The organism is Aeromonas hydrophila subsp. hydrophila ATCC 7966, assembly GCF_000014805.1.
Lineage (GTDB): Bacteria > Pseudomonadota > Gammaproteobacteria > Enterobacterales > Aeromonadaceae > Aeromonas > Aeromonas hydrophila.
Genome location: NC_008570.1, coordinates 3,184,844 through 3,204,328, shown reverse-complemented (window position 1 = coordinate 3,204,328; position 19,485 = coordinate 3,184,844). Strand labels below are relative to the sequence as shown.

22 protein-coding genes are annotated in these 19,485 nt (G+C 59.7%); 17 read left to right on the top strand and 5 right to left on the bottom strand.

What is annotated here, in order from left to right; genetic code table 11:
- Positions 1-102 precede the first annotated feature (102 nt).
- Positions 103-753, top strand: coding sequence for a fructose-6-phosphate aldolase (fsa, locus tag AHA_RS14425; RefSeq protein ID WP_011706656.1), 651 nt, complete (start codon positions 103-105; stop codon positions 751-753).
- Positions 754-852: 99 nt separating this feature from the next.
- Entirely contained in the window at positions 853-1,041 is a 189-nt protein-coding gene (locus AHA_RS14420; RefSeq protein WP_011706655.1) for a hypothetical protein, read from the top strand.
- Here AHA_RS14420 and AHA_RS14415 read toward each other — a convergent pair.
- A complete protein-coding gene (locus AHA_RS14415; RefSeq protein WP_011706654.1) occupies positions 1,038-2,234 on the bottom strand; it encodes an HD-GYP domain-containing protein in 1,197 nt (398 codons plus the stop codon). The two genes, AHA_RS14420 and AHA_RS14415, sit on opposite strands and share 4 nt — an antisense overlap.
- Positions 2,235-2,408: 174 nt before the next feature.
- On the opposite strand from AHA_RS14415, the gene rsuA reads away from it, so the two are divergent.
- Positions 2,409-3,101 (top strand): 16S rRNA pseudouridine(516) synthase RsuA, encoded by a 693-nt coding sequence (gene rsuA, locus AHA_RS14410; protein WP_011706653.1) that lies wholly within the window; start codon positions 2,409-2,411, stop codon positions 3,099-3,101.
- 11 nt (positions 3,102-3,112) lie between these two features.
- On the opposite strand, the gene AHA_RS14405 is transcribed toward rsuA, so the two are convergent.
- Positions 3,113-4,018, bottom strand: coding sequence for a DMT family transporter (locus AHA_RS14405; protein WP_011706652.1), 906 nt, complete (start codon positions 4,016-4,018; stop codon positions 3,113-3,115).
- Between the two features lie 225 nt (positions 4,019-4,243).
- Between AHA_RS14405 and AHA_RS14400 the strand changes: the two genes are divergently transcribed.
- Complete coding sequence (locus AHA_RS14400) at positions 4,244-5,881, top strand: peptide ABC transporter substrate-binding protein (protein WP_164927694.1); 1,638 nt, start codon at positions 4,244-4,246, stop codon at positions 5,879-5,881.
- A gap of 10 nt (positions 5,882-5,891) precedes the next feature.
- The gene (gene yfcE / locus AHA_RS14395; protein ID WP_011706650.1) at positions 5,892-6,434 is read left to right on the top strand and encodes a phosphodiesterase; all 543 of its coding nucleotides are present in this window, start codon (positions 5,892-5,894) and stop codon (positions 6,432-6,434) included.
- 57 nt (positions 6,435-6,491) lie between these two features.
- On the opposite strand, the gene AHA_RS14390 is transcribed toward yfcE, so the two are convergent.
- From AHA_RS14390 to flgA, 3 genes are all read right to left on the bottom strand, one after another.
- Complete coding sequence (locus AHA_RS14390) at positions 6,492-6,905, bottom strand: flagella synthesis protein FlgN (RefSeq protein ID WP_011706649.1); 414 nt, start codon at positions 6,903-6,905, stop codon at positions 6,492-6,494.
- Positions 6,905-7,225 (bottom strand): flagellar biosynthesis anti-sigma factor FlgM, encoded by a 321-nt coding sequence (flgM, locus tag AHA_RS14385; protein ID WP_011706648.1) that lies wholly within the window; start codon positions 7,223-7,225, stop codon positions 6,905-6,907. Before flgM ends, AHA_RS14390 begins: the two co-directional genes overlap by 1 nt.
- 90 nt (positions 7,226-7,315) lie before the next feature.
- The gene (gene flgA, locus AHA_RS14380; RefSeq protein WP_065476769.1) at positions 7,316-7,921 is read right to left on the bottom strand and encodes a flagellar basal body P-ring formation chaperone FlgA; all 606 of its coding nucleotides are present in this window, start codon (positions 7,919-7,921) and stop codon (positions 7,316-7,318) included.
- 222 nt (positions 7,922-8,143) lie between these two features.
- On the opposite strand from flgA, the gene AHA_RS14375 reads away from it, so the two are divergent.
- The 12 genes from AHA_RS14375 (at position 8,144) to AHA_RS14320 (ending at position 19,485) form a co-directional block, all read left to right on the top strand.
- Positions 8,144-9,055, top strand: coding sequence for a chemotaxis protein CheV (locus AHA_RS14375; protein ID WP_011706646.1), 912 nt, complete (start codon positions 8,144-8,146; stop codon positions 9,053-9,055).
- A gap of 18 nt (positions 9,056-9,073) precedes the next feature.
- Positions 9,074-9,898, top strand: coding sequence for a CheR family methyltransferase (locus AHA_RS14370; RefSeq protein ID WP_011706645.1), 825 nt, complete (start codon positions 9,074-9,076; stop codon positions 9,896-9,898).
- 63 nt (positions 9,899-9,961) lie between these two features.
- Complete coding sequence (gene flgB / locus AHA_RS14365) at positions 9,962-10,360, top strand: flagellar basal body rod protein FlgB (RefSeq protein WP_011706644.1); 399 nt, start codon at positions 9,962-9,964, stop codon at positions 10,358-10,360.
- Positions 10,360-10,779 (top strand): flagellar basal body rod protein FlgC, encoded by a 420-nt coding sequence (gene flgC / locus AHA_RS14360; protein ID WP_011706643.1) that lies wholly within the window; start codon positions 10,360-10,362, stop codon positions 10,777-10,779. Before flgB ends, flgC begins: the two co-directional genes overlap by 1 nt.
- Before the next feature lie 15 nt (positions 10,780-10,794).
- Positions 10,795-11,523, top strand: a complete 729-nt coding sequence (locus AHA_RS14355; protein WP_011706642.1) for a flagellar hook assembly protein FlgD — start codon at positions 10,795-10,797, stop codon at positions 11,521-11,523.
- A 10-nt stretch (positions 11,524-11,533) separates the two neighbouring features.
- Positions 11,534-12,868, top strand: coding sequence for a flagellar hook protein FlgE (gene flgE / locus AHA_RS14350; protein ID WP_011706641.1), 1,335 nt, complete (start codon positions 11,534-11,536; stop codon positions 12,866-12,868).
- Positions 12,869-13,003: 135 nt separating this feature from the next.
- A complete protein-coding gene (flgF, locus tag AHA_RS14345; protein WP_011706640.1) occupies positions 13,004-13,750 on the top strand; it encodes a flagellar basal-body rod protein FlgF in 747 nt (248 codons plus the stop codon).
- A gap of 14 nt (positions 13,751-13,764) precedes the next feature.
- A complete protein-coding gene (gene flgG / locus AHA_RS14340) occupies positions 13,765-14,553 on the top strand; it encodes a flagellar basal-body rod protein FlgG (protein ID WP_011706639.1) in 789 nt (262 codons plus the stop codon).
- Between the two features lie 14 nt (positions 14,554-14,567).
- Positions 14,568-15,239 (top strand): flagellar basal body L-ring protein FlgH, encoded by a 672-nt coding sequence (flgH, locus tag AHA_RS14335; protein ID WP_011706638.1) that lies wholly within the window; start codon positions 14,568-14,570, stop codon positions 15,237-15,239.
- Positions 15,240-15,247: 8 nt separating this feature from the next.
- Positions 15,248-16,345 carry a flagellar basal body P-ring protein FlgI gene (locus AHA_RS14330; protein ID WP_011706637.1) on the top strand — a complete coding sequence of 366 codons (1,098 nt, stop codon included), beginning with the start codon at positions 15,248-15,250 and terminating at the stop codon, positions 16,343-16,345.
- Between the two features lie 44 nt (positions 16,346-16,389).
- Entirely contained in the window at positions 16,390-17,481 is a 1,092-nt protein-coding gene (gene flgJ, locus AHA_RS14325) for a flagellar assembly peptidoglycan hydrolase FlgJ (protein WP_164927693.1), read from the top strand.
- A gap of 3 nt (positions 17,482-17,484) precedes the next feature.
- On the top strand, positions 17,485-19,485 hold the full coding sequence (locus tag AHA_RS14320; RefSeq protein ID WP_011706635.1) for a FlgK family flagellar hook-associated protein: 2,001 nt from the start codon (positions 17,485-17,487) through the stop codon (positions 19,483-19,485).

Genomic DNA, 19,485 nt, shown 5'->3' with positions numbered 1-19,485 from the left:
ATTTTCTTTCGTTCGAAAGCTGATTTGATTTTGATCAAACAATGTGCGGATGTTATCTCGCTAGAATGGCGACAGATTGAACATCCCATTAAGGAGTCAGAGATGGAGCTTTATCTCGATACTGCCGATGTGGCTGCGGTGCGCCGCTGGTCACGGATCCTGCCGCTGGCCGGCGTCACCACCAACCCGTCCATTACCGCGGCAGGCGGCATGCCGCTGACCGAGCTGCTGCCCGCCCTGCGGGAGGTGCTGGGTCCCAAGGCCCGGCTGTTTGCCCAGGTGATGGCCAAAACCGAAACCGAGATGGTGCGCGAGGCATTTGCCCTGCGTGAGCTGGACCGGGACCTGGTGATCAAGATCCCAGTATGTGAAGAGGGGCTGGCGGCCATCAAAACCCTGACGGCCAACGGGGTGCCGACTCTGGGCACGGCGGTCTATACCCCGCTGCAGGGCTGGCTGGCGGCGGTGGCGGGGGCGGAATACGTGGCGCCCTACGTCAACCGGCTGGATGCCCAGGGTGGCGATGGCATCGCCACCGTACAGGAGCTGCAACAGCTGCTGGCGCTGCATGCGCCGCACAGCAAGGTGCTGGCGGCATCGTTCCGCACTCCGCGCCAGGCGCTTGACTGCCTGCTGGCAGGTTGCCAGTCCATCACATTGCCGCTCGATGTGGCCGAACAGCTGCTGAGAGTACCGGCGGTAGACGCGGCGCTGGCGAAGTTTGATCAGGATTGGCAGCGGGCGTTTGCCTGAGCCTGCTTGAAGGCAGGATGAAGGGGCGGCAGGCGGGCTAAGCTAGAAGAGAGGGCCCGCTGTGACGGGCCACTATCGATAGCTGATCGGAGGTGCCCCATGAGCGACCATACCCTGCTGCCCCATGGTGAAGATCTGCGCCGCGCCGTGCGCTGGCTCAGCGAGCACCATCAACACAACATCCGGGCCATCGAAGAGGCCTGCATCCGCTTTGATTTGTCACCGCTGGATGAGGAGTTCCTCATCCAGCACTGCACCGAGCGGTTGCGGGAGGGGGATGCCGACTAGACGAAGTTGGCGAGGTTGATGCCGAACTCCTTGGGATCGACCGTGCTCTCGATGGTTTCCTGCACCCCGTTCTTGGCCAGATCCAGCCACTGCACCTCGAGGTAGTGGCGCTGGGTCCCGTGATAGATCACCTTCACCACCGGTTTGAGCGGCTCATGGGGATTGCGCTGCATGACGATGGCCAGCCGCTGGTTGGAGAGCTGCACCAGCGTCCCCACCGGATAGACCCCCATGCACTTGATGAACTTGGTGACCAGTTCGGCATCGAAGTGGTGGTTGATCCCCTTGAGCAGAATGCGAAAGGCCTGGGTCGGCTGCATGCCCTGCTTGTAGACCCGATCCGCGGTGACGGCGTCATAGACATCGACGATGCCGCTCATGCGGGTATAGAGCGAGAGCTGTTCGCCTTTGAGCCGCTGCGGGTAACCGGTGCCGTCGAGCCGTTCGTGATGGTTGGCGGCCACCTCCAGCATGGTGGCGGTGATGCCGGGGGTGTTGCTCAGGATCTCGTAGCTGTGCACCACGTGCTGGCGCATGACGGCGAACTCCTCGTCGGTGAGCTTGCCCGGCTTGTTGAGCACCTCGTCCGGGGTCATGATCTTGCCCACGTCGTGCAGCAAGCCGCCCAGGGTCAGCTCCTTGAGCACGCTGCGATCCAGGTCCAGATAGCGGCCGAAGTTCGCCAGCAGGATGGCGACGTTCATCGAGTGCTCCATCAGGTAGGCATCCTTGGCGCGAATGCGGGCCAGACAGAGCATGGCGTCACCGTGGGTGAACATGGTGTCCACCATCTCCTCGGCGACCGCCGCCAGCGGCGTGATGTCGATGGGCTCCCCCGCCTTGAGATGGCGGATGAACTTGCCTTGCAGCTCGCGGGCCTCCTGATAAAGCCGGCGGATCTTGAGCTCGCGCCCCTCGCCGTTACCACTGCCGGAGGGTCGCTGGGTGCTGGCCGGGGAGATGGCCGGGTCGGGGGAGATGACCTGCTCGATGCCGGGCAGTTTGCTGCGGGCGAGATCGACTCGCACCGTGAGTACGCCGCGCTTGACCAGATCGTTGATCTGCTGGCGGGTGGTCACCAGCCCCATCTGGGCAATCTCCATGCCGCCGGTCTGGCTGATGATGGCGATCACGTACATGCCGGGTTGCAGCTGGTTGACGGGAATAACGGGATGAGGTGTTTGCGACTTCATACGGCTTCCTGAACTTTATTATTATGCGTAACGTTAGGCCCTCTGTTGGCAGTCTAACACCGGCGCCCCGGTTCGTCATGGCGACATGCGTGGCGGCCGCGGCGCTTAGTGCTGGAGTTGTCGGCCCCGGCCGATATAATGACGCCCCTTTCTTGATGGACTCTGAGGTTGTGCATGCGGCTCGATAAATTTCTTTGCGATTGTTCCGACTTGACCCGCTCGCTGGCGGGCAAACTGATCCGGCAGGGAGAGGTGATGGTGGACGGTATCGTGGTCAAGCAGCCCGCCTTCCACATCAACGAGCAGAGCCAGGTGGAATTTGACGGTGTCACCTTGACCCTGGATCAGCGCAACCGCTACTTCATGCTGCACAAGCCGGAAGGGTATGTCTGCTCCAACGAAGACCCGGATCACCCCACCGTGTTCTTCCTGATGGATGAGCCGGCCATGGGCAAGCTGCACGTGGTGGGTCGGCTCGATCTCGACACCACCGGTCTGGTGCTGGTGACCGACGACGGTCAGTGGTCCCATCGCATCACTTCCCCCCGTCACGAGTGTGCCAAGACTTACCATGTCTGGCTGGCAGACCCGGTCAGCCCGGATGCCATCGCGCTGTTTGCCGAAGGGGTGTTGCTGCGCAGCGAGACCGAGAAGACCCGGCCGGCCCAGCTGGAGATCCTGGGTGAGTGCGAGGCGCGTCTGACCATCCACGAGGGCAAGTACCATCAGGTGAAGCGGATGTTTGCCGCCATCGGCAACAAGGTGGTGGGACTGCACCGGGAGCGGGTGGGCGGCCTGACGCTGGATGAAGAGCTGGCACCGGGCGAATATCGCGAGCTGACCGCCGACGAGATCGCCCGGTTCTGACCCTTCAGGAGTCAGTGTCCGCTGGCTCCCAGTACCAGCGTGGTGCCCAGGGTCGCCAGCAGGGCGCCGGCCCAGGCCGCCAGGGAAGGGCGCTGCCCCGAGTGCCACCACAGCAGTGGCAGCAGAATGACCGGCGTGGTGGAGGAGAGGATCGCCACCATGCCGACGTCCCCCTGGCGCAAGGCGACCAGGATCAGCGTCATGCCCATGGCCATCGCCAGAAAGCCGTTGATGCCGATCATCCCCAATACCTGGCGGTTGATGGGGTTGTGCGGCAATGACAGCGGCACTCTCAGCGCCCGCAGGGTGCAGTGGGCCAGCAGGGCGCTGCCCATGCGGATGCCGGAGGCGCTGATCGCATCCACGGTGCCACTCATCATCACCGGTTTGGCGATGATGGCACCCAGGCTCTGGCAGAAGGCGGCGGTCAGGCCCAGACCGATGCCGATGACGAGATGGCCGCGCACCTGTTCCCATTCATTCTGCTGAGCATTGCCACGGCGACCGAACAGGATGGCCAGCATGACACCGGCAAAGACCAGCATGGCCCCCACCAGTCGCCAGCCACCGAGCTGCTCGCCAAACAGCCAGAGGCCGAGCAGGGCGGAGAAGAGGGCATGGCAGGAGAACAGCAGGCCGCTGCGTCTTGGCCCCAGCCGGTTCATGCAGGCAAACAGGGCAGTGTCACCAACGAAGATGCCGATCAAGCCCGACAGTGCCAGCAGGGGCAGGGCACTCTGGGTCAAGGTCTGCCAGCCGCCGGTAGCCAGACTGGCCGACCCCAGCATCAGGCTGACCAGCAACATGCGCCAGCGGCTATAGGCAAAAGCCCCCAGGTGGCGCGCCGGTTTGACGGAGATGAGGGCAGCGACCGCCCATAAACTGGCTGCTGCCAGTGCCAGCCACTCGTACCCCATAAAAACTCCTGAAAATGTAGCCAGATGAAGGACGCAGGCGACAACCGCTCGCACCTCATAAAAAACTACGGAAAAAAATAGCCCGAGAGACTCCATCTCTTGGGCAAGCCCGATACAATACGGGGCGTCTTCGGGGATAACAAGCGCGGCATCATGCATTCGTATTCAGGCGCGCCGCCGGCCTTCCCCCTTCTTGAAATAAGTGTTTTGAACGAGGTTTATGTCATGGTTTTGTGCCCCGCTTCCCGGCCAGCCCGTCGCTGGCTCTCTCCCTTGCTGCTGGGTCTGCTGCTGGCGCCGCCGCTGCAGGCGACCACGGTATCCCAGGAGCCTGCGCTGTCTGATCGCCAGACCCTGGTCAAGGGCAATGGCGCCGAACCCGAGTCCCTCGATCCGGCCCAGATCCGCTCCGGTTTCCCCGGTGAAGTGGTGCTGGTGGACTTGTTCGAGGGGCTGGTGAGCGAAGATGGGCAGGGGCGGATCGTGCCGGCCCAGGCCCAGCGCTGGGAGACCAGCGAGGACGGGCTGGTCTGGCGTTTCTTCCTGCGCCCCCAGCTCAAGTGGTCCAATGGTGACGCGCTCACCGCCGCCGATTTCGTCTATGCCTGGCGCCGTCTGCTGGATCCGGCCCAGGCCTCGCCCTCAGCCGGCCTGCTGCTGGCGACCGGCATCAACAATGCCCAGTCCATCTACGCCGGCGCGCTGGATCTCAACACCCTGGGGGTGGAGGCGGAAAGTGACCAGATCCTCAAAGTGACGCTGGAGCGGCCTGTGCCCTACTTCCTGCAACTGATAAGCCAGCGCCCCTTCGTGCCGGTCAATCAGAAGGCCATCAGCCAGTTCGGCAAGCAGTGGACCCAGCCTGGCAAGCTTGTCAGCAACGGTGCCTACAAGCTGGTGAACTGGGTGCCCAATGAGCGCATCGAGGCCGAGCGCAACGTCCAGTACTGGGATGATGCCCACACCCGGATCCAGCGGGTGACCTACCTGCCGCTTGCCTCCCAGCATGCCGAGCGGCTGCGCTACGAGGCGGGGGAGATCCAGCTCACCAACAAGGTGGCGCTGGAGTATTACCAGAAGACCAAGGAGGCGACCCCCGAGCGGATCTGGGGATTGCCGTTATTGGGCACCTACCTCTACACCTTCAACCTGCGTCGCCCCGAGCTGCAGGATGTGCGAGTGCGCCAGGCGCTGGCCATGACCATCGATCGGCACTTGTTGACCGAGAAGGTCAGCGGGCAGGGAGAGCAGGCCGCTTGGTCGCTGCTGCCCGGCATGCCGGGCTACGAGGCGCTGAGCTCCCCCCTGGCCCTGCAGGATCAGCCGACCCGGTTGGCCAAGGCGGCGGCGCTGCTGGCACAGGCGGGCTATGACAGTCAGCACCCTCTCAAGCTGACGCTCACCTACAACACCTCGGAGAATCACAAGAAGCTGGCGCTGGCGGTCGCATCCATGTGGAAGCCGCTGGGGGTCGAAGTGACGCTCAGCAACATGGAGTGGAATGCCTATCAGGTGGCCAAAGACAGCGGTGATTTCATGCTGGCCCGCTCCTTCCTGTTCGGGGATTACGTGGAGCCCTCCGCCATGCTCAACAGTTTCCGTTGCCAGGATCCCCAGAACGAGAGTGGTTACTGCAACCCGACTTTCGACGGCTTGCTGCAGCAGGCGGCTGATACCCTGGATGGCAATGCCCGGACCGGGCTCTACCACCAGGCCGAACAACTGCTGATGGACGAGATGCCGGCCATTCCCGTCTATCACTACAACCAGATGCGGCTGGTGGATCCCACCTTGCGCGGCCTGCCGGTGCAGAACCTCAAGGGAGCGATCGCCACCAAGGATCTCTACTTCAGCCAGCAGTAAGGAGCTTGCCATGAAAATTGCCATTCTTTCCGACCTGCACGGCAGCCTGAGTGCGCTGGAGCGGGTGCTGGACCAGCTTGCCCCCTGGCAGCCGGATCACTATCTGCTGCTCGGCGATCTGCTCAATCACGGCCCGCGCAACCCGGTGCCGCCGGGCTATGCCCCTGCGGCCGTGGCCGAGCGACTCAATACGCTGGCTTCCCGCGTCATGGCGGTACGGGGCAACTGTGATTCGGAAGTGGATCAGATGCTGCTGGATTTCCCCATCACCGCCCCTTACAACCAGATGCTGGTGGATGGTCGGCGCTGGTTCGTCAGCCACGGCCATCTCTATCGGCCTGCAGAGGTGCCGCTCCCTGCCGGCAGCCTGTTCATCAGCGGTCACACCCATTTGCCCGTGCTGCAGCGCGAAGGGGAGCTGGTGCTGATGAACCCGGGATCCATCTGTTTTCCACGCGGCAATCTGGCGGCAAGTTATGGCCGCTACAAGGATGGGGTGCTCGGGATCCACGCCTGTGCGGACAGCGAAGTGCTGATGCGGCTGGAACTGTAAAAGAGAGGGGGTGGGGATGGTCGTGCTGCGGAGCAGCCAGCCGTCATAACGGGGAGATCAGGCCTTGATGCCGATGGAGCGGGTACCGGAGCGGGTATTGCCCTTGGCGTCATAGGTCAGGGAGTTGCGATCCCGCAGCTTGCTCAGGTAGCTGGCCAGCCGGCGGTTGGAGACGATGCTGAGCTCGAGCAGGCGCCCGTTCAGATCGTTCTGTTCCTGGCAGGCATCGAGTTTCTCACGTAGGGTGCGCATCTGCTCGGGGTAGGCGTTCAGTTGCTGTTTCAGGTCTGGCAGCAGCGCCATGGCCTTGTCCAGCTCTTCAATATCGGCAAGCAGCTTCTGCTTGCGCTCTGCCAGCTCGGGCAGCGCCAGCGCCTGGTGCTGCTTGAGCAGGTTGAACTCCTCCTCCAGCAAGCCTTGCATCTGGGAGAGGTAGTCGTCTTGAGTGTGCAGCAGCGAAGGTAAATCCATTATCCCAGCAACTTGTCGAGGTTGGATTCGAAGCTGAACATCTTCTTGGCCACAGCTTCGCTGTTGACCTGATATTCACCATTGGCCACGGCTTTCTTCAGGCTCTCGACCCGGCTTTCATTGCCGGTGGAGGCTGAGTTGAGGTTTTTCTGCATCTGTTGCAATTGCTGCGCCTCGCTGGTCAAGGAGACGGAGTCGGTCTTGACGGTCGCCGCACGGTTATCGGGGGACGAGGTCGCTGGTTTGGTATTGGCACCCTGGCTGCTCCCGGTATTTTGCAACCGGTTGTTCGCCAAGTTGTTGATATTGTTAATAGCCATAGTGTTTACCTTCGTCTGCTTTGCTGTTCGCTTACCTGTTTATCGGTGGTCATCGCCATAACTTTAGAAAAAAAGTGATCTGAAAAACACTCAGAAGGTGACCACCACGGAGCCAACAGCGTTGACTTTACCCTGCACCGTTTTGCCTGAGCGGATATTGACGAGCCTGATCATGTCTCCGAAGCTGCCATCTTGCAAGGCTCGGGCCATGGTTTTGATTTGCATGCTGCTATTTTCTGCGCTGAGGGTCACCTGATCGCCCTTGCAGACCACGCAGACCTGACTGAGCCGGATAGGCTGGCCTGGCTTGAGCTCGCGTTTGCTGCGCACGCCAATGAGCGCCGTGGTATCGCTGAGATAGTCGCCGCGCATCAGCGTCTGATCCTGATAGGCTTGTGTCAGCACGCCTTCGCTCAGAATATCGCCCTTGGCCACCGGGGTGGAGACGGTCACATAAGGCTTCTGTATGCTGACCCGCACCGGCAGGTAGAGATCCCAGGGCTTCTCTTCCTCGCATTTGAGGTAGACGGTGGTATTGCGGCGGATCTCCATCTTGGCGGGCAGCGTGATGGCAAGATGTTCGTCGCAGCGACTCAAAGGCAGGCGCTCATCGATGGAGGCTGCCTGCACCTGTACTTGGGCATCGAGCGGGACATCGAGCTGGCCGAGCACAAAATCCTGCGCCTTTTCTTGCAAGTAACTGGTCACCTCGGATGCCGTGGCGTGAGAAATGCCGCAAAACAGCAGTAAGGTGAGGAAAAGTCTACTAATCATTTTCGCTCGCTGGCCGATAAGTTGTTCACGTATATCACCATATTTAACTATGCTTGCTTCAGAATTCGTTCGCAGTGACATCGATAGTCTGACGCAAGCCAACACGCATGCATGATTAATGCCAAGCGTTTTTAGGGAGTGTTTATGGCCAGTATCCTGGACTCGGTCAACCAACGTACCCAGCTAGTTGGGCAAAACCGGCTGGAGTTATTGTTGTTTCGTCTCAACGGACGTCAAAGATTTGGCATCAACGTATTCAAGGTACGTGAAGTGTTGCAGTGTCCTCCCTTGACTGTCATGCCCAAGCTGAACTCCTGTATTCGCGGGGTGGCCCATATCCGCGGCCAGACCATCTCGGTGATCGACCTCAGCATGGCGATGGGCAAGCGTCCGATCGAAGATCTGACCAAATGCTTCATCATCATCTCCGAATACAACCGCTCCATTCAGGGCTTCCTGGTGCACTCGGTCGAGCGCATCATCAACATGAACTGGGAATCCATCCTGCCGCCGCCGAAAGGGGCGGGGCGCATCAACTACATGACGGCAGTGACCGAGGTCGATGGTGAGTTGGTCGAGATCCTGGACGTGGAACGCATTCTCAACGAAATCTCGCCGGTATCGACCGAGGTCAGCAAAGAGCTGGTGGAGGCCAGCGTGGAGCATCCGACTCTGGGACGTCCGGTGTTGGTGGCTGATGACTCCTCCGTGGCTCGCAAGCAGGTACAGCGTGCGCTCGAAGCCATCGGGGTGCAGTGCGTACTGGCGAAGGATGGGCGTGAAGCGCTCAACATGTTGCTGGAGATGTCCAAAAACGGTCCCATCAAGGATCAGATCGCCTTGGTGATTTCGGACATCGAGATGCCGGAAATGGATGGTTATACTTTTACCGCCGAGATCCGCAACAATCCCAATCTCAAGGACTTACATGTTATTCTGCACACATCCCTCAGTGGGGTGTTCAATCAGGCCATGGTGCAGAAAGTTGGTGCGAACAATTTCATTGCCAAATTCCAGCCGGATGAATTGGCCAAGGCCGTACAAGGCGCACTCTAATCAAGAAGAACAAACTGCATGAAGACACTTTCGGACGACTTATACAAACAATTCAGCAATTTTCTGGCGGTACAGAGCGGAATCGTGCTGGGTGACAACAAACAGTATCTGGTCAAGAGTCGGCTTTCACCCTTGATGACTCAGTTTGGTATTGAGAGTCTGTCTGATCTGGTTACTCGAGCGATGAGTGTGCGTGAGCGTGACCTGAAAATGGCAGTGGTTGATGCCATGACTACCAACGAAACCCTGTGGTTTCGCGATACCTACCCCTTCCAGCTGCTGACGGACAAGATATTCCCCGAGCTCGGCAAGAGTGGCAGACCGATCAAGATCTGGTCTGCTGCATCCTCTTCTGGGCAGGAGCCGTATTCCATTGCCATGACGGCACTGGAACAGCAGGTCAAAAAACCGGGCACCTTGCCAGGTGGGGTGCAGATCGTCGGGACTGATATTTCCAGCACCATGCTCAATCAGTGCAAGGAAGGGGTGTACGACAGTCTGGCGCTGGCTCGCGGTCTGTCGCCCGAGCGCAAGAAGCTGTTCTTCGAACCTTATGGTGACAACAAGATGCGGGTGGTGGAGCGTGTCAGAAAATTGACCACCTTCCGGCCATTGAACCTGCTGGAAAGCTACAGCCTGCTTGGCAAGTTCGACATCATCTTCTGTCGCAACGTGCTCATCTATTTTGCACCGGAAGTGAAGTCCAAGATCCTCAACCAGTTTGCTGCCAGCCTCAATCCCGGCGGCTATCTGATGCTGGGGGCTTCCGAGTCGCTGGCCGGGTTGACCGACAGGTTCGAGATGATCCGGTGCAACCCCGGCATCGTCTACAAGGTTAAATGATCCCCGCTTAAATCCCTCTTTGGCACACCTCTTGCTAATAATTTCTCAAGCAGGAGGTGTGCTATGGCAATTTCATTCGACAAGGCATTTGGTATTCATCAATACACGCTGAGCGTTCGCTCCAAGCGTGCAGAGGTGTTGTCCAGCAACATTGCCAATGCGGACACGCCAGGCTTCAAGGCTCGGGATATCAACTTCTCGCAAGCATTGGAAGAGGCCCAGCAACAACAGGGCTTTGGCCTTGCCACGACCAGTGAGAAGCATTTCGCCCTGCAGATGGATGCACCAGGCGTTACGCAATATCGCAATCCCCTGCAGCCCGATACCGGTGATGGCAACACGGTCGACGTGCAGCAGGAGCGCAGCGAGTTTTTGCGCAACAGCCTTGAATACCAGACCTCCCTTGAATTTATGAACAGCAAGATCAGCGGCCTGCTGAAGGCCTTGAAAGGAGAACAGTGATGAGTTTGTTCAAGGTCTTTGACATTGCAGGCTCGGCCATGAGTGCACAGTCTGTTCGCCTCAACACGGTAGCCAGCAACATGGCCAACGCCGACAGCGTCAGCTCCAGCGTGGAAAAAACTTACCATGCCAGGCGGCCAATTTTTGCCGCCCAGCTGGATCAGGCCATGTCGGACAAGCAGGCGTCGGCCGGGGTTGAAGTAAAGGGGATTGTCGAGAGCGAGGCACCCTTGCTCAAGGAGTACAACCCCAACCACCCCATGGCGGATAAAGATGGCTTCATCTTCAAACCCAACGTCAACATGGTGGAAGAGATGGCGGACATGATCAACGCCTCGCGCAGCTATCAAACCAATGTGCAGGTTGCAGACTCTGCCAAGAAGATGCTGCAGCAGACGCTCAACCTCGGCAAGTCCTGACAGGGGGACGCATAGATGGCAGATACAACCAGTGGCGTGAACGGCATCGGCCGCACGACCACCCAGACCACGGGCACGACGTCGACGCCCAAGAAGGAGCTGGATCAGGAGTCGTTCCTAAAGCTGCTGACCATGCAGCTCTCCTATCAGGATCCGTTCAAGCCGGTGGACAACGCCCAGATGCTTTCCCAGATGACCTCCATGTCGACGTCACAGGGGATCAGCAGTCTCTCCAACCAGATTGGCAGCCTCAATAGCCTGATGACCTCCAGCCAGGCGCTGCAAGCCTCGGCACTGGTGGGACAAAACGTCTTGCTGCAGAGCAATGTGGGTTACCTGGAAAAAGACGGCTCTTTGCCAGGCGTGGTCGCCGTGGGCACAGAAAACAAGTATTCGAACGTGAAGATCACCATCGAAGACGAGAGCGGGCAGGTCATCAAGGAGTTTCCGCTGGAAGGTGACCAGAAGGGCAACGTCGAAATCGTCTGGGATGGCAAGGACAAGGACGGAAACCCGGCCAAAGAGGGCAAATACACCCTCAAGGCAAACGGTACCGTGGACGGGAAGTCGGAGAGTGTCCCGATCTTTGCCTATGGCAAGGTCGACAGCGTGATCCTGGGTACGGCAAGCAATCCGACTCAGCTCAATTTGAAAGGCCTCGGTACAACAAGCCTGAACAGTATCTTGCAGATTGCAGGTACGGTGAAAACACCATCAACCCCCACGCCAACAGCATCGATCTAAGGAGCTGGATATGTCATTTAACAATGCCTTGAGCGGTGTCAACGCGGCACAAAAAGATCTGAACGTTACCGCCAACAACATTGCCAACGTCAATACCACGGGCTTTAAAGAGTCTCGTGCCGAGTTTGCGGACGTATACGCCAACTCCATCTTCGTCAATGCCAAGACCCAGGTCGGCAATGGTGTGGCAACGGGGGCGGTGGCACAGCAGTTTCACCAGGGGGCGCTGCAGTTCACCAACAACGCCCTTGATTTGTCCATTCAGGGCAATGGCTTCTTCGTGACGTCGGACGGTCTGACCAACCTGGATCGTACCTTTACCCGGGCCGGTGCCTTCAAGCTGAATGAAAACAGCTATATGGTCAACAATCAGGGCAACTATCTGCAAGGCTATGAAATCAACACGGATGGGACGCCCAAGGCGGTCAGCATCAACGCCACCAAACCGATTCAAATACCGGATCGGGCGGGTGAGCCCAAAATGACCGAGCTGGTGGAAGCCAGCTTCAACCTGAGTATCGAGTCGAAAACCAAACCAACGTCACCAACTGCGTTCGATCCGACCAATTCGGCCACCTTTGCCCACTCAACCTCGGTGACGATATATGATTCGCTTGGTGCTCCCCATGTGATCACCAAATATTTTGTCCGCCATGAGGATCCGGCTGCCCCGGGAACGCCGCTGACGCCGGGTACCTGGAGCATGTACATGTATGAAGGGAACAAGCCCATTGATATCGCCGGTGGTTCACCCAGCCCAGCGACAGGCGTCCCCACAGGCGTAAAGATGGAGTTTACTTCCGGCGGCAAATTGGATCCAACTAAAACCGTTCCAGCTGATCCGATCAAAACCGTCGCCCTTGGCACGACGGCCGGGATTATTACCAACGGTGCCGATCCCGCTCAGACATTGGAGATCCGTCTCGGTGATGTGACGCAATACAGCTCACCTTTCAACGTCACCAAACTGACCCAGGATGGTGCCACTGTTGGTAATCTGACCAAGGTCGAGATTACGCCGGACGGTATTGTGTCGGCGACCTACAGCAATGCGACGACGTTGAAGGTTGCCATGGTGGCACTTGCCAAATTCGCCAACTCGCAAGGATTGACCCAGGTCGGGGATACCTCCTGGCGCCAGTCTCTGCTCTCTGGTGATGCGCTGCCCGGCACCCCCAACTCGGGCACCTTGGGTAGCATCAAGTCCTCTGCGCTGGAGCAATCCAACGTGGATTTGACCTCCCAGCTGGTCAACCTCATCACCGCGCAGCGCAACTTCCAGGCCAACTCCCGTTCGCTGGAAGTGAACAGCTCCCTGCAGCAGACCATACTGCAGATCCGCTAATCATTCTCTTGTTAACAAAGGGCGCTTCGGCGCCCTTTTTCATGGGTATTTGCCGCCTTGGTGACCCGAGGTAATGGGGATTGGCATTCAAATTGCAGTTCCTCTGTCAGAGTCATCAGTTTGACGGAGGATCCCATGGATCACCTGCTATACATCGCCATGTCGGGCGCCAAGGAGAGCATGAACAGCCTGGCTGTTCGAAGCAACAACCTGGCCAACGCCAATACCACCGGCTTCAAGTCCGACTTCGAGCAGGCGCGCAGCATGCAGGCGTTTGGCGAGGGGTTGCCCACCCGGGTGTTCGCCATGGCCGAGCGGCCAGGCCAGAACCTGCAGCATGGCATGCTGATGACCACGGGTCGGGATCTTGACGTTGCCGTCGACGGCCAGGGCTGGATTGCGGTGCAGGATCCCAAGGGCGGCGAAGCCTATACCCGCATGGGCAATCTGCAGTTGAGCGCGACCGGCAACCTGCAAACCTCCACCGGGTTGAACGTGGTGGACGACGGCGGTCAGCCCATCGTGCTGCCGCTGCCGATGGAGAAAATTGAAATCAACCGGGACGGCACCATCAGTGGCCGTCCGGAAGGGGCGGCCGCCAACCTGCCGGAGAATTTCCAGCGCATCAAGCTGGTCAATCCGGCGGTGGATGCGGTGGAGAAGGGGCAGGACGGCCTGTTCCGTCGCAAGGATGGCCAGAATGAAGCGGCGTCGGCCACTGTCGGCCTGATCGCCGGCTCCCTCGAGGGGAGCAACGTCAACGTGGTCGATGAAATGACCAACCTTATTCGGTTGCAACGTCAGTTTGAAACCCAGGTCAAAATAATGAAGACCGCGGAAGAGAATGACGAGGCTCAAACCCAGCTGCTGCGTATCAGCTAACCAAGGAGTTTTACATGAACCCTGCACTCTGGATCAGCAAGACCGGCTTGGATGCACAGCAGACCAACATCTCGGTTACCTCGAACAACCTGGCGAACGCCAGCACCGTGGGTTACAAAAAATCCCGGGCCATCTTCGAGGATCTGCTCTATCAAAACATCAACCAGCCCGGTGGCCGTTCATCGGCCGACACCGAGCGCCCTTCCGGCCTGATGCTGGGGGCGGGGGCCAAGGTAGTGGCCACCCAGAAGAACCACAGCCAGGGCAACGTGCAAACCACAGACAACTCACTGGATCTGATGATAAGCGGCCGTGGCTACTTCGAGATCCAGCTGCCCGATGGCAGCGCGGCCTATACCCGCAACGGCCAGTTCACCCTCAACAGTGAAGGGACAATCGTCACGCCGGGCAACGGTTACCCGCTGCAGCCGGAGATCCAGATCCCGGAGAACGCCCAGAGCGTGACGATTGGCGAGGATGGCCAGGTGTCGGTACAGCTCAAAGGGGATGGCGCCTCCCAGGTGGTAGGCCAGATCAACACCACCGACTTCGTCAACGCTTCTGGTCTGCAGCCCATGGGCGAGAACATGTTCGTCGAGACCCAGTCCAGCGGTGCGCCGGTGCAGGGTGTCGCCGGGACGGACGGACTGGGGGTGATCAAGCAGGGCATGCTGGAGACCTCCAACGTCAACGTGACCGAAGAGCTGGTGAACCTGATCCAGGCCCAGCGGGTGTACGAGATGAACTCCAAGGTTCTCTCGGCGGTGGATGGCATGATGTCCTTCCTGATCCAGCGCACATAAGTAGGAGGCGCATGATGAAAGCCATATGGATGCTGGGGCTGCTGGCGTTGGGAGGCTGCAGCAGCACGCCCAATACCGCCAAGCCCGATGATCCCGAGTTTGCCCCCGTCTACGGGGAGTCGGAGCCGGTCTCGGTCAGGCCGACCGGTGCCATCTTCCAGCCCGATCAGGTCAACGGCATCTATTCGGACATCAAGGCGCACAAGGTGGGCGACATCATCACCATCGAGCTGGCCGAGTCCACTTCCGCCTCCAAGAAGGCCAATACCCAGAGCGGCAAGGATAATAAATTCACCATGAATCCGGCTGTGTTGGGCGGTGTGCCGGTGACGGCCGGTCCCTATGATCTGTCGGCCTCCCTCAGCCAGAACGGCGCCTTCAAGGGGCAGGCCAAGGCGGATCAGAGCAACAGCCTGCAGGGCAACATCTCCGTCAGCGTGGCCAAGGTACTGCCCAACGGCAACCTGCTGGTGCGCGGCGAGAAGTGGATCATGCTCAACAACGGCAACGAATATATCCGGATCACCGGCATGATCCGCCCCGAGGATGTGACCACCGACAACAGTGTCTCATCCCAGAAGGTGGCCAATGCGCGCATCCATTACGGTGGCACCGGCGATCTGGCCAATACCCAGGAACAGGGGTGGCTTACCAGCTTTTTCAATGGTCCCTGGTGGCCGCTCTAGGAGGTGTTATGAAGTCGCTCCGTCTTGTTGCCCTGTTCTGCTGCCTGTTGCCCCTGGGGATGGCCCATGCCTCCCGGATCAAGGACATCAGCTCGGTGGAAGGGGTACGTAGCAACCAGCTGATCGGCTACGGTCTGGTGGTCGGTCTGCCGGGCACGGGTGAGAAGAGCAACGCCTTCACCGAGCAGACCTTTCGCACCATGCTGAACAATTTCGGCATCAAGGTGCCGGACAACATCAAGCCCAAGATCAAGGACGTGGCGCCGGTGGCCATTCATGCGGATCTGCCGCCGTTTGCCAAGCCGGGCCAGACCATAGACGTGACGGTGTCGGCCATTGGCGAGGCCAAGAGCCTGCGTGGCGGCACCCTGCTGCAAAGCTTCCTTAAGGGGCTGGATGGCCGGGTCTATGCGGTGGCGCAGGGCAGTCTGGTGGTTGGCGGGCTGGGTGCCGAGGGCGCTGACGGCTCCAAGGTGGTGATCAATACCCCGACCGTGGGCCGTATCGCCAATGGGGCTACCGTAGAGCGGGAAGTCCCGAACTCCTTCAGCCAGGGGGATACCATCACCTTCAACCTGAACCGCCCCGATTTCACCACGGCACGCCGGCTGGCTGACGTGGTCAACGATCTGGTCGGCCCCAATACGGCGCAGGCGCTCGATGCCACCTCGGTCAAGGTCTACGCACCGCGGGACCCGGGCCAGCGGGTCTCCTACCTCGCCACCATCGAGAATCTGGAGGTGGATCCGGCCAGCGAGGCGGCCAAGATCATCGTCAACTCCCGGACTGGCACCATTGTCATCGGCAGCCAGGTGCGGCTCAAGCCGGCGGCCATCAGTCACGGCGGCTTGACGGTCACCATCGCGGAAAATCAGCAGGTGTCCCAGCCCAATCCGCTCTCCGGCGGGCAGACGGCGGTCACCAACAACTCCACCATCAACGTGCAGCAGGAGCAGGGACGCATGTTCAAGCTGGATACCGGGGCCACCCTGGATGATCTGGTGCGGGCAGTGAATCAGGTCGGGGTGGCTCCCGGCGATCTGATGGCGATCCTGGAGGCGCTGCAACAGGCCGGCGCCATCGAAGGCCAGCTGGTCATACTGTAATAAAGCGGCAAGGGGTTGCCACGGGCGGCAATGAGGTAAGCAAAATGGCAGAGTTAGATACCAACAGCGGCGTGAATCTGGGCATGGTGCAGGATATCCAGAACCTGGATCGCCTGCGCCAGCTGAGCCAGAGCAAGGAGGGCAAGGCGGATGCGCTCATGGCGGCTTCTCGTCAGTTTGAGTCCATTTTTACCCAGACCCTGTTTCAAAGCATGCGCCAGGCCAACCAGGTATTGACCCAGGACAGCCCCTTCAACAGCAGCTACACCCAGTTCTACGAGGGGATGCTGGACGAACAGCGGGTCGCCGACATGTCGAGCAAGGGTGGCATCGGCCTGGCTGCCATGGTGGCCAAGCAGCTCTCGCCAGAGACTTTTACCCATCACGATGGGCGGGTGCTCAAGATGCCGCAGCGTACTGAGCGGGTCTATAAACCCTATCAACCGCCCACCTCGGCCGCCAACGATCTCATCTCAGCCTCAAAAGTTGGCAAAGATTTTGCTGACAAGGAGATGAGTGGCGATGTGCAGTCTTTGGCAACGGCTCATCGTAGTCGCCGCACCATACCGCCGATGGGGCCTGCGCAAGTGGGACACGGCATTCGCGGCGCCAAGGCGCTCGATGAAACGACCCAGGTGTTTGACACCCCTGAAGAGTTTGTCAACCGGCTGATGCCGCTGGCCAAGAAGGCGGCCGACAAGCTGGGATTGAGCCCGGCAGTGCTGGTAGCCCAGGCGGCGCTGGAAAGTGGCTGGGGCAAGCGGGTGATCAAGAACGGGGAGGGGCAGGTGACCCACAACCTGTTCGGCATCAAGGCCGATCCGCGCTGGGAAGGGCCCAAGACGGTGGTCAGCACCCTGGAATACGAGAAAGGAGTGGCATCGCGCCAGAAGGCGGCGTTTCGCTCCTACGAGTCGTTCGAGGAGAGCTTCAACGACTATGTTGATTTCCTGACCTCGGGTTCCCGCTACAAGGGGGCTCTGGCCAAGGTGGACAGTCCGGACCGTTATTTCGAAGCCTTGCAACAGGCTGGATACGCCACCGACCCGCACTACGCCAGGAAACTGAAACAGGTATTGCGCAGTGATGCCATTGCCGGCTACTCCGCGACCAACAATACAGAAATGGAGCTGTAAGTCATGGCAAGCGACCTGCTTGGAATTGGTACCTCGGGTGTGATGGCCCAGCAGCGACTGCTGCAGACCACCAGTAACAACATCGTCAACGTCAATAGCCAGGGCTATGTGCGTGAACGGACCCTGATCTATACCAATGCCAACGGACTTGGTACCGGCGACATGCTGACCGAGCGGGTCATCAACGCCTATGCCCAGGGAGAGGTCAGGCGCGACACGTCCGCCTTCTATGCCTCCTCCACCCGTTATCAGCAGCTCGCCAACACCGACAGCCTGCTGGGAGACACCAGCAACAGCGTCGGTGCCGCCATCAGCTCCTATTTCGAGGGCTTCCATACCGCCAACGAAGCCCCCGCCGATATCTCCGGCCGCAAGACCACCCTGAGCCAGCTCAGTGGCATGGTAAACCGCTTTCACACCCTGTCGGCCCAGCTGGACAAGCAGACCGACACCATCAACACCACCATCGGCGATGAGGCCAAGCGGGTGAACAGCCTGATCAACAGCATCAACGATCTGAATCAGGCCATCATTCGCACCCAGGGCACGCCGGAAGAGAACCTGATGCTGTTCGACCAGCGGGACGAGGCCATTCGCCAGCTTTCCGAGAAGATGGAGATCCGCACCGTGCCGCAGGACAACGGCAGCATGCTGGTCAACATGAGCACCGGCCACTCCCTGGTACTCAATGGCAGCGTTGCCCAGCTCAGCGTGGTGCCGGGCAATCCCGATGCCCGTGAGCCCGAGTTGCAGCTGAACATGGACCCCAACAAGATCACCCTGAACAACAAGGACATTGGTGGCGGTCTCGGCGGTCTCTTCTCCGCCCGCAACGATCTGGAACCGTCCAAGCGCGAGCTGGGCCAGCTGGCCGCCGCCATGGCCGATGCCATGAACCAGCAAAACCGGTTGGGGATGGATCTGGACAACGAGCTGGGGGGGGATCTCTTCTCCCTCGGCTCGAGCGATGGTCTGGCCTACAGCCAGAACACCGGTAGTGGCGCCGCCAAGGTGAGCTTCGTGCCCGGCAAGGGCACGGAAGTGACCACCTTTGATTACGAAGTGCAGTTCAGCAGCGCCACCGGTTACGAGGTGTTTTCGGTGGACAAGGATGGCAACCGCACTTCGCTGACCACCGGCACCACGCCACCCGCCACGGTGCAGGTGGCGGGTCACGGCATCCAGATCGATCTCTCCGGCACCCCGGCGGCGGGGGATAAGATCCTGTTGCAACCGACCAAGCGGGCGGCAGCCGGCCTGGGTCAGCTGGCAACCCGGGCCGAAGATCTGGCGCTGGCATCGCCGCTCAAGGCCGACAAGAACAAGAACAATTTCGGCTCGGCCGAGATCAAGCTCAATGGCATCACCAATACCGGTGCCGGCTCTGGCTTTGGCACCAACAGCCTGAATCCGGCCTCACCCCAGGTGGTGAAGATAGACGGCAGCGGCAACTACCAGGTCTATGCGGCGGACGGTACCACGCTGATTGGGGTTGCCCCCGCTTCCAGCAAGGGGCAGAACCTGATGGCCGCCCTCGAGAGTCCGCTGGGTGGGCCCAAGGTCTACGCCACCCCGGCCCAGACTCCGGGTTACGAGTTCAGCATCACCGGCAAGGTGGAGGCCAAGGACAGCTTTACCCTCAGCTACAACACCGACGGTTTTGCCGACAACGCCAACGGGCTGGCACTGGCGGATCTGCAGAACAAGGATCTGGTGCGCAAGAGCAGCAACGCCGGCACCAGCAACGACAAGATGACCTTCAACGAGGCTTACTCCAGCCTGGTGACCGGGGTGGGCAACACCGCCAGCCAGGCCAAGAGCCAGCTCAAGGCAGACGAAACGAAATTGACCCAGAGCAGGGGGATTTTCGAGAGTGTCTCCGGCGTCAGCCTGGAAGAGGAAGCGGCCAACCTGATCCGTTATCAGCAGTCCTATGCCGCCTCCGCCCAGATCGTCAGCACCGCCAAGACCATTTTCGATACCCTGTTGTCATCAGTGAGGTAA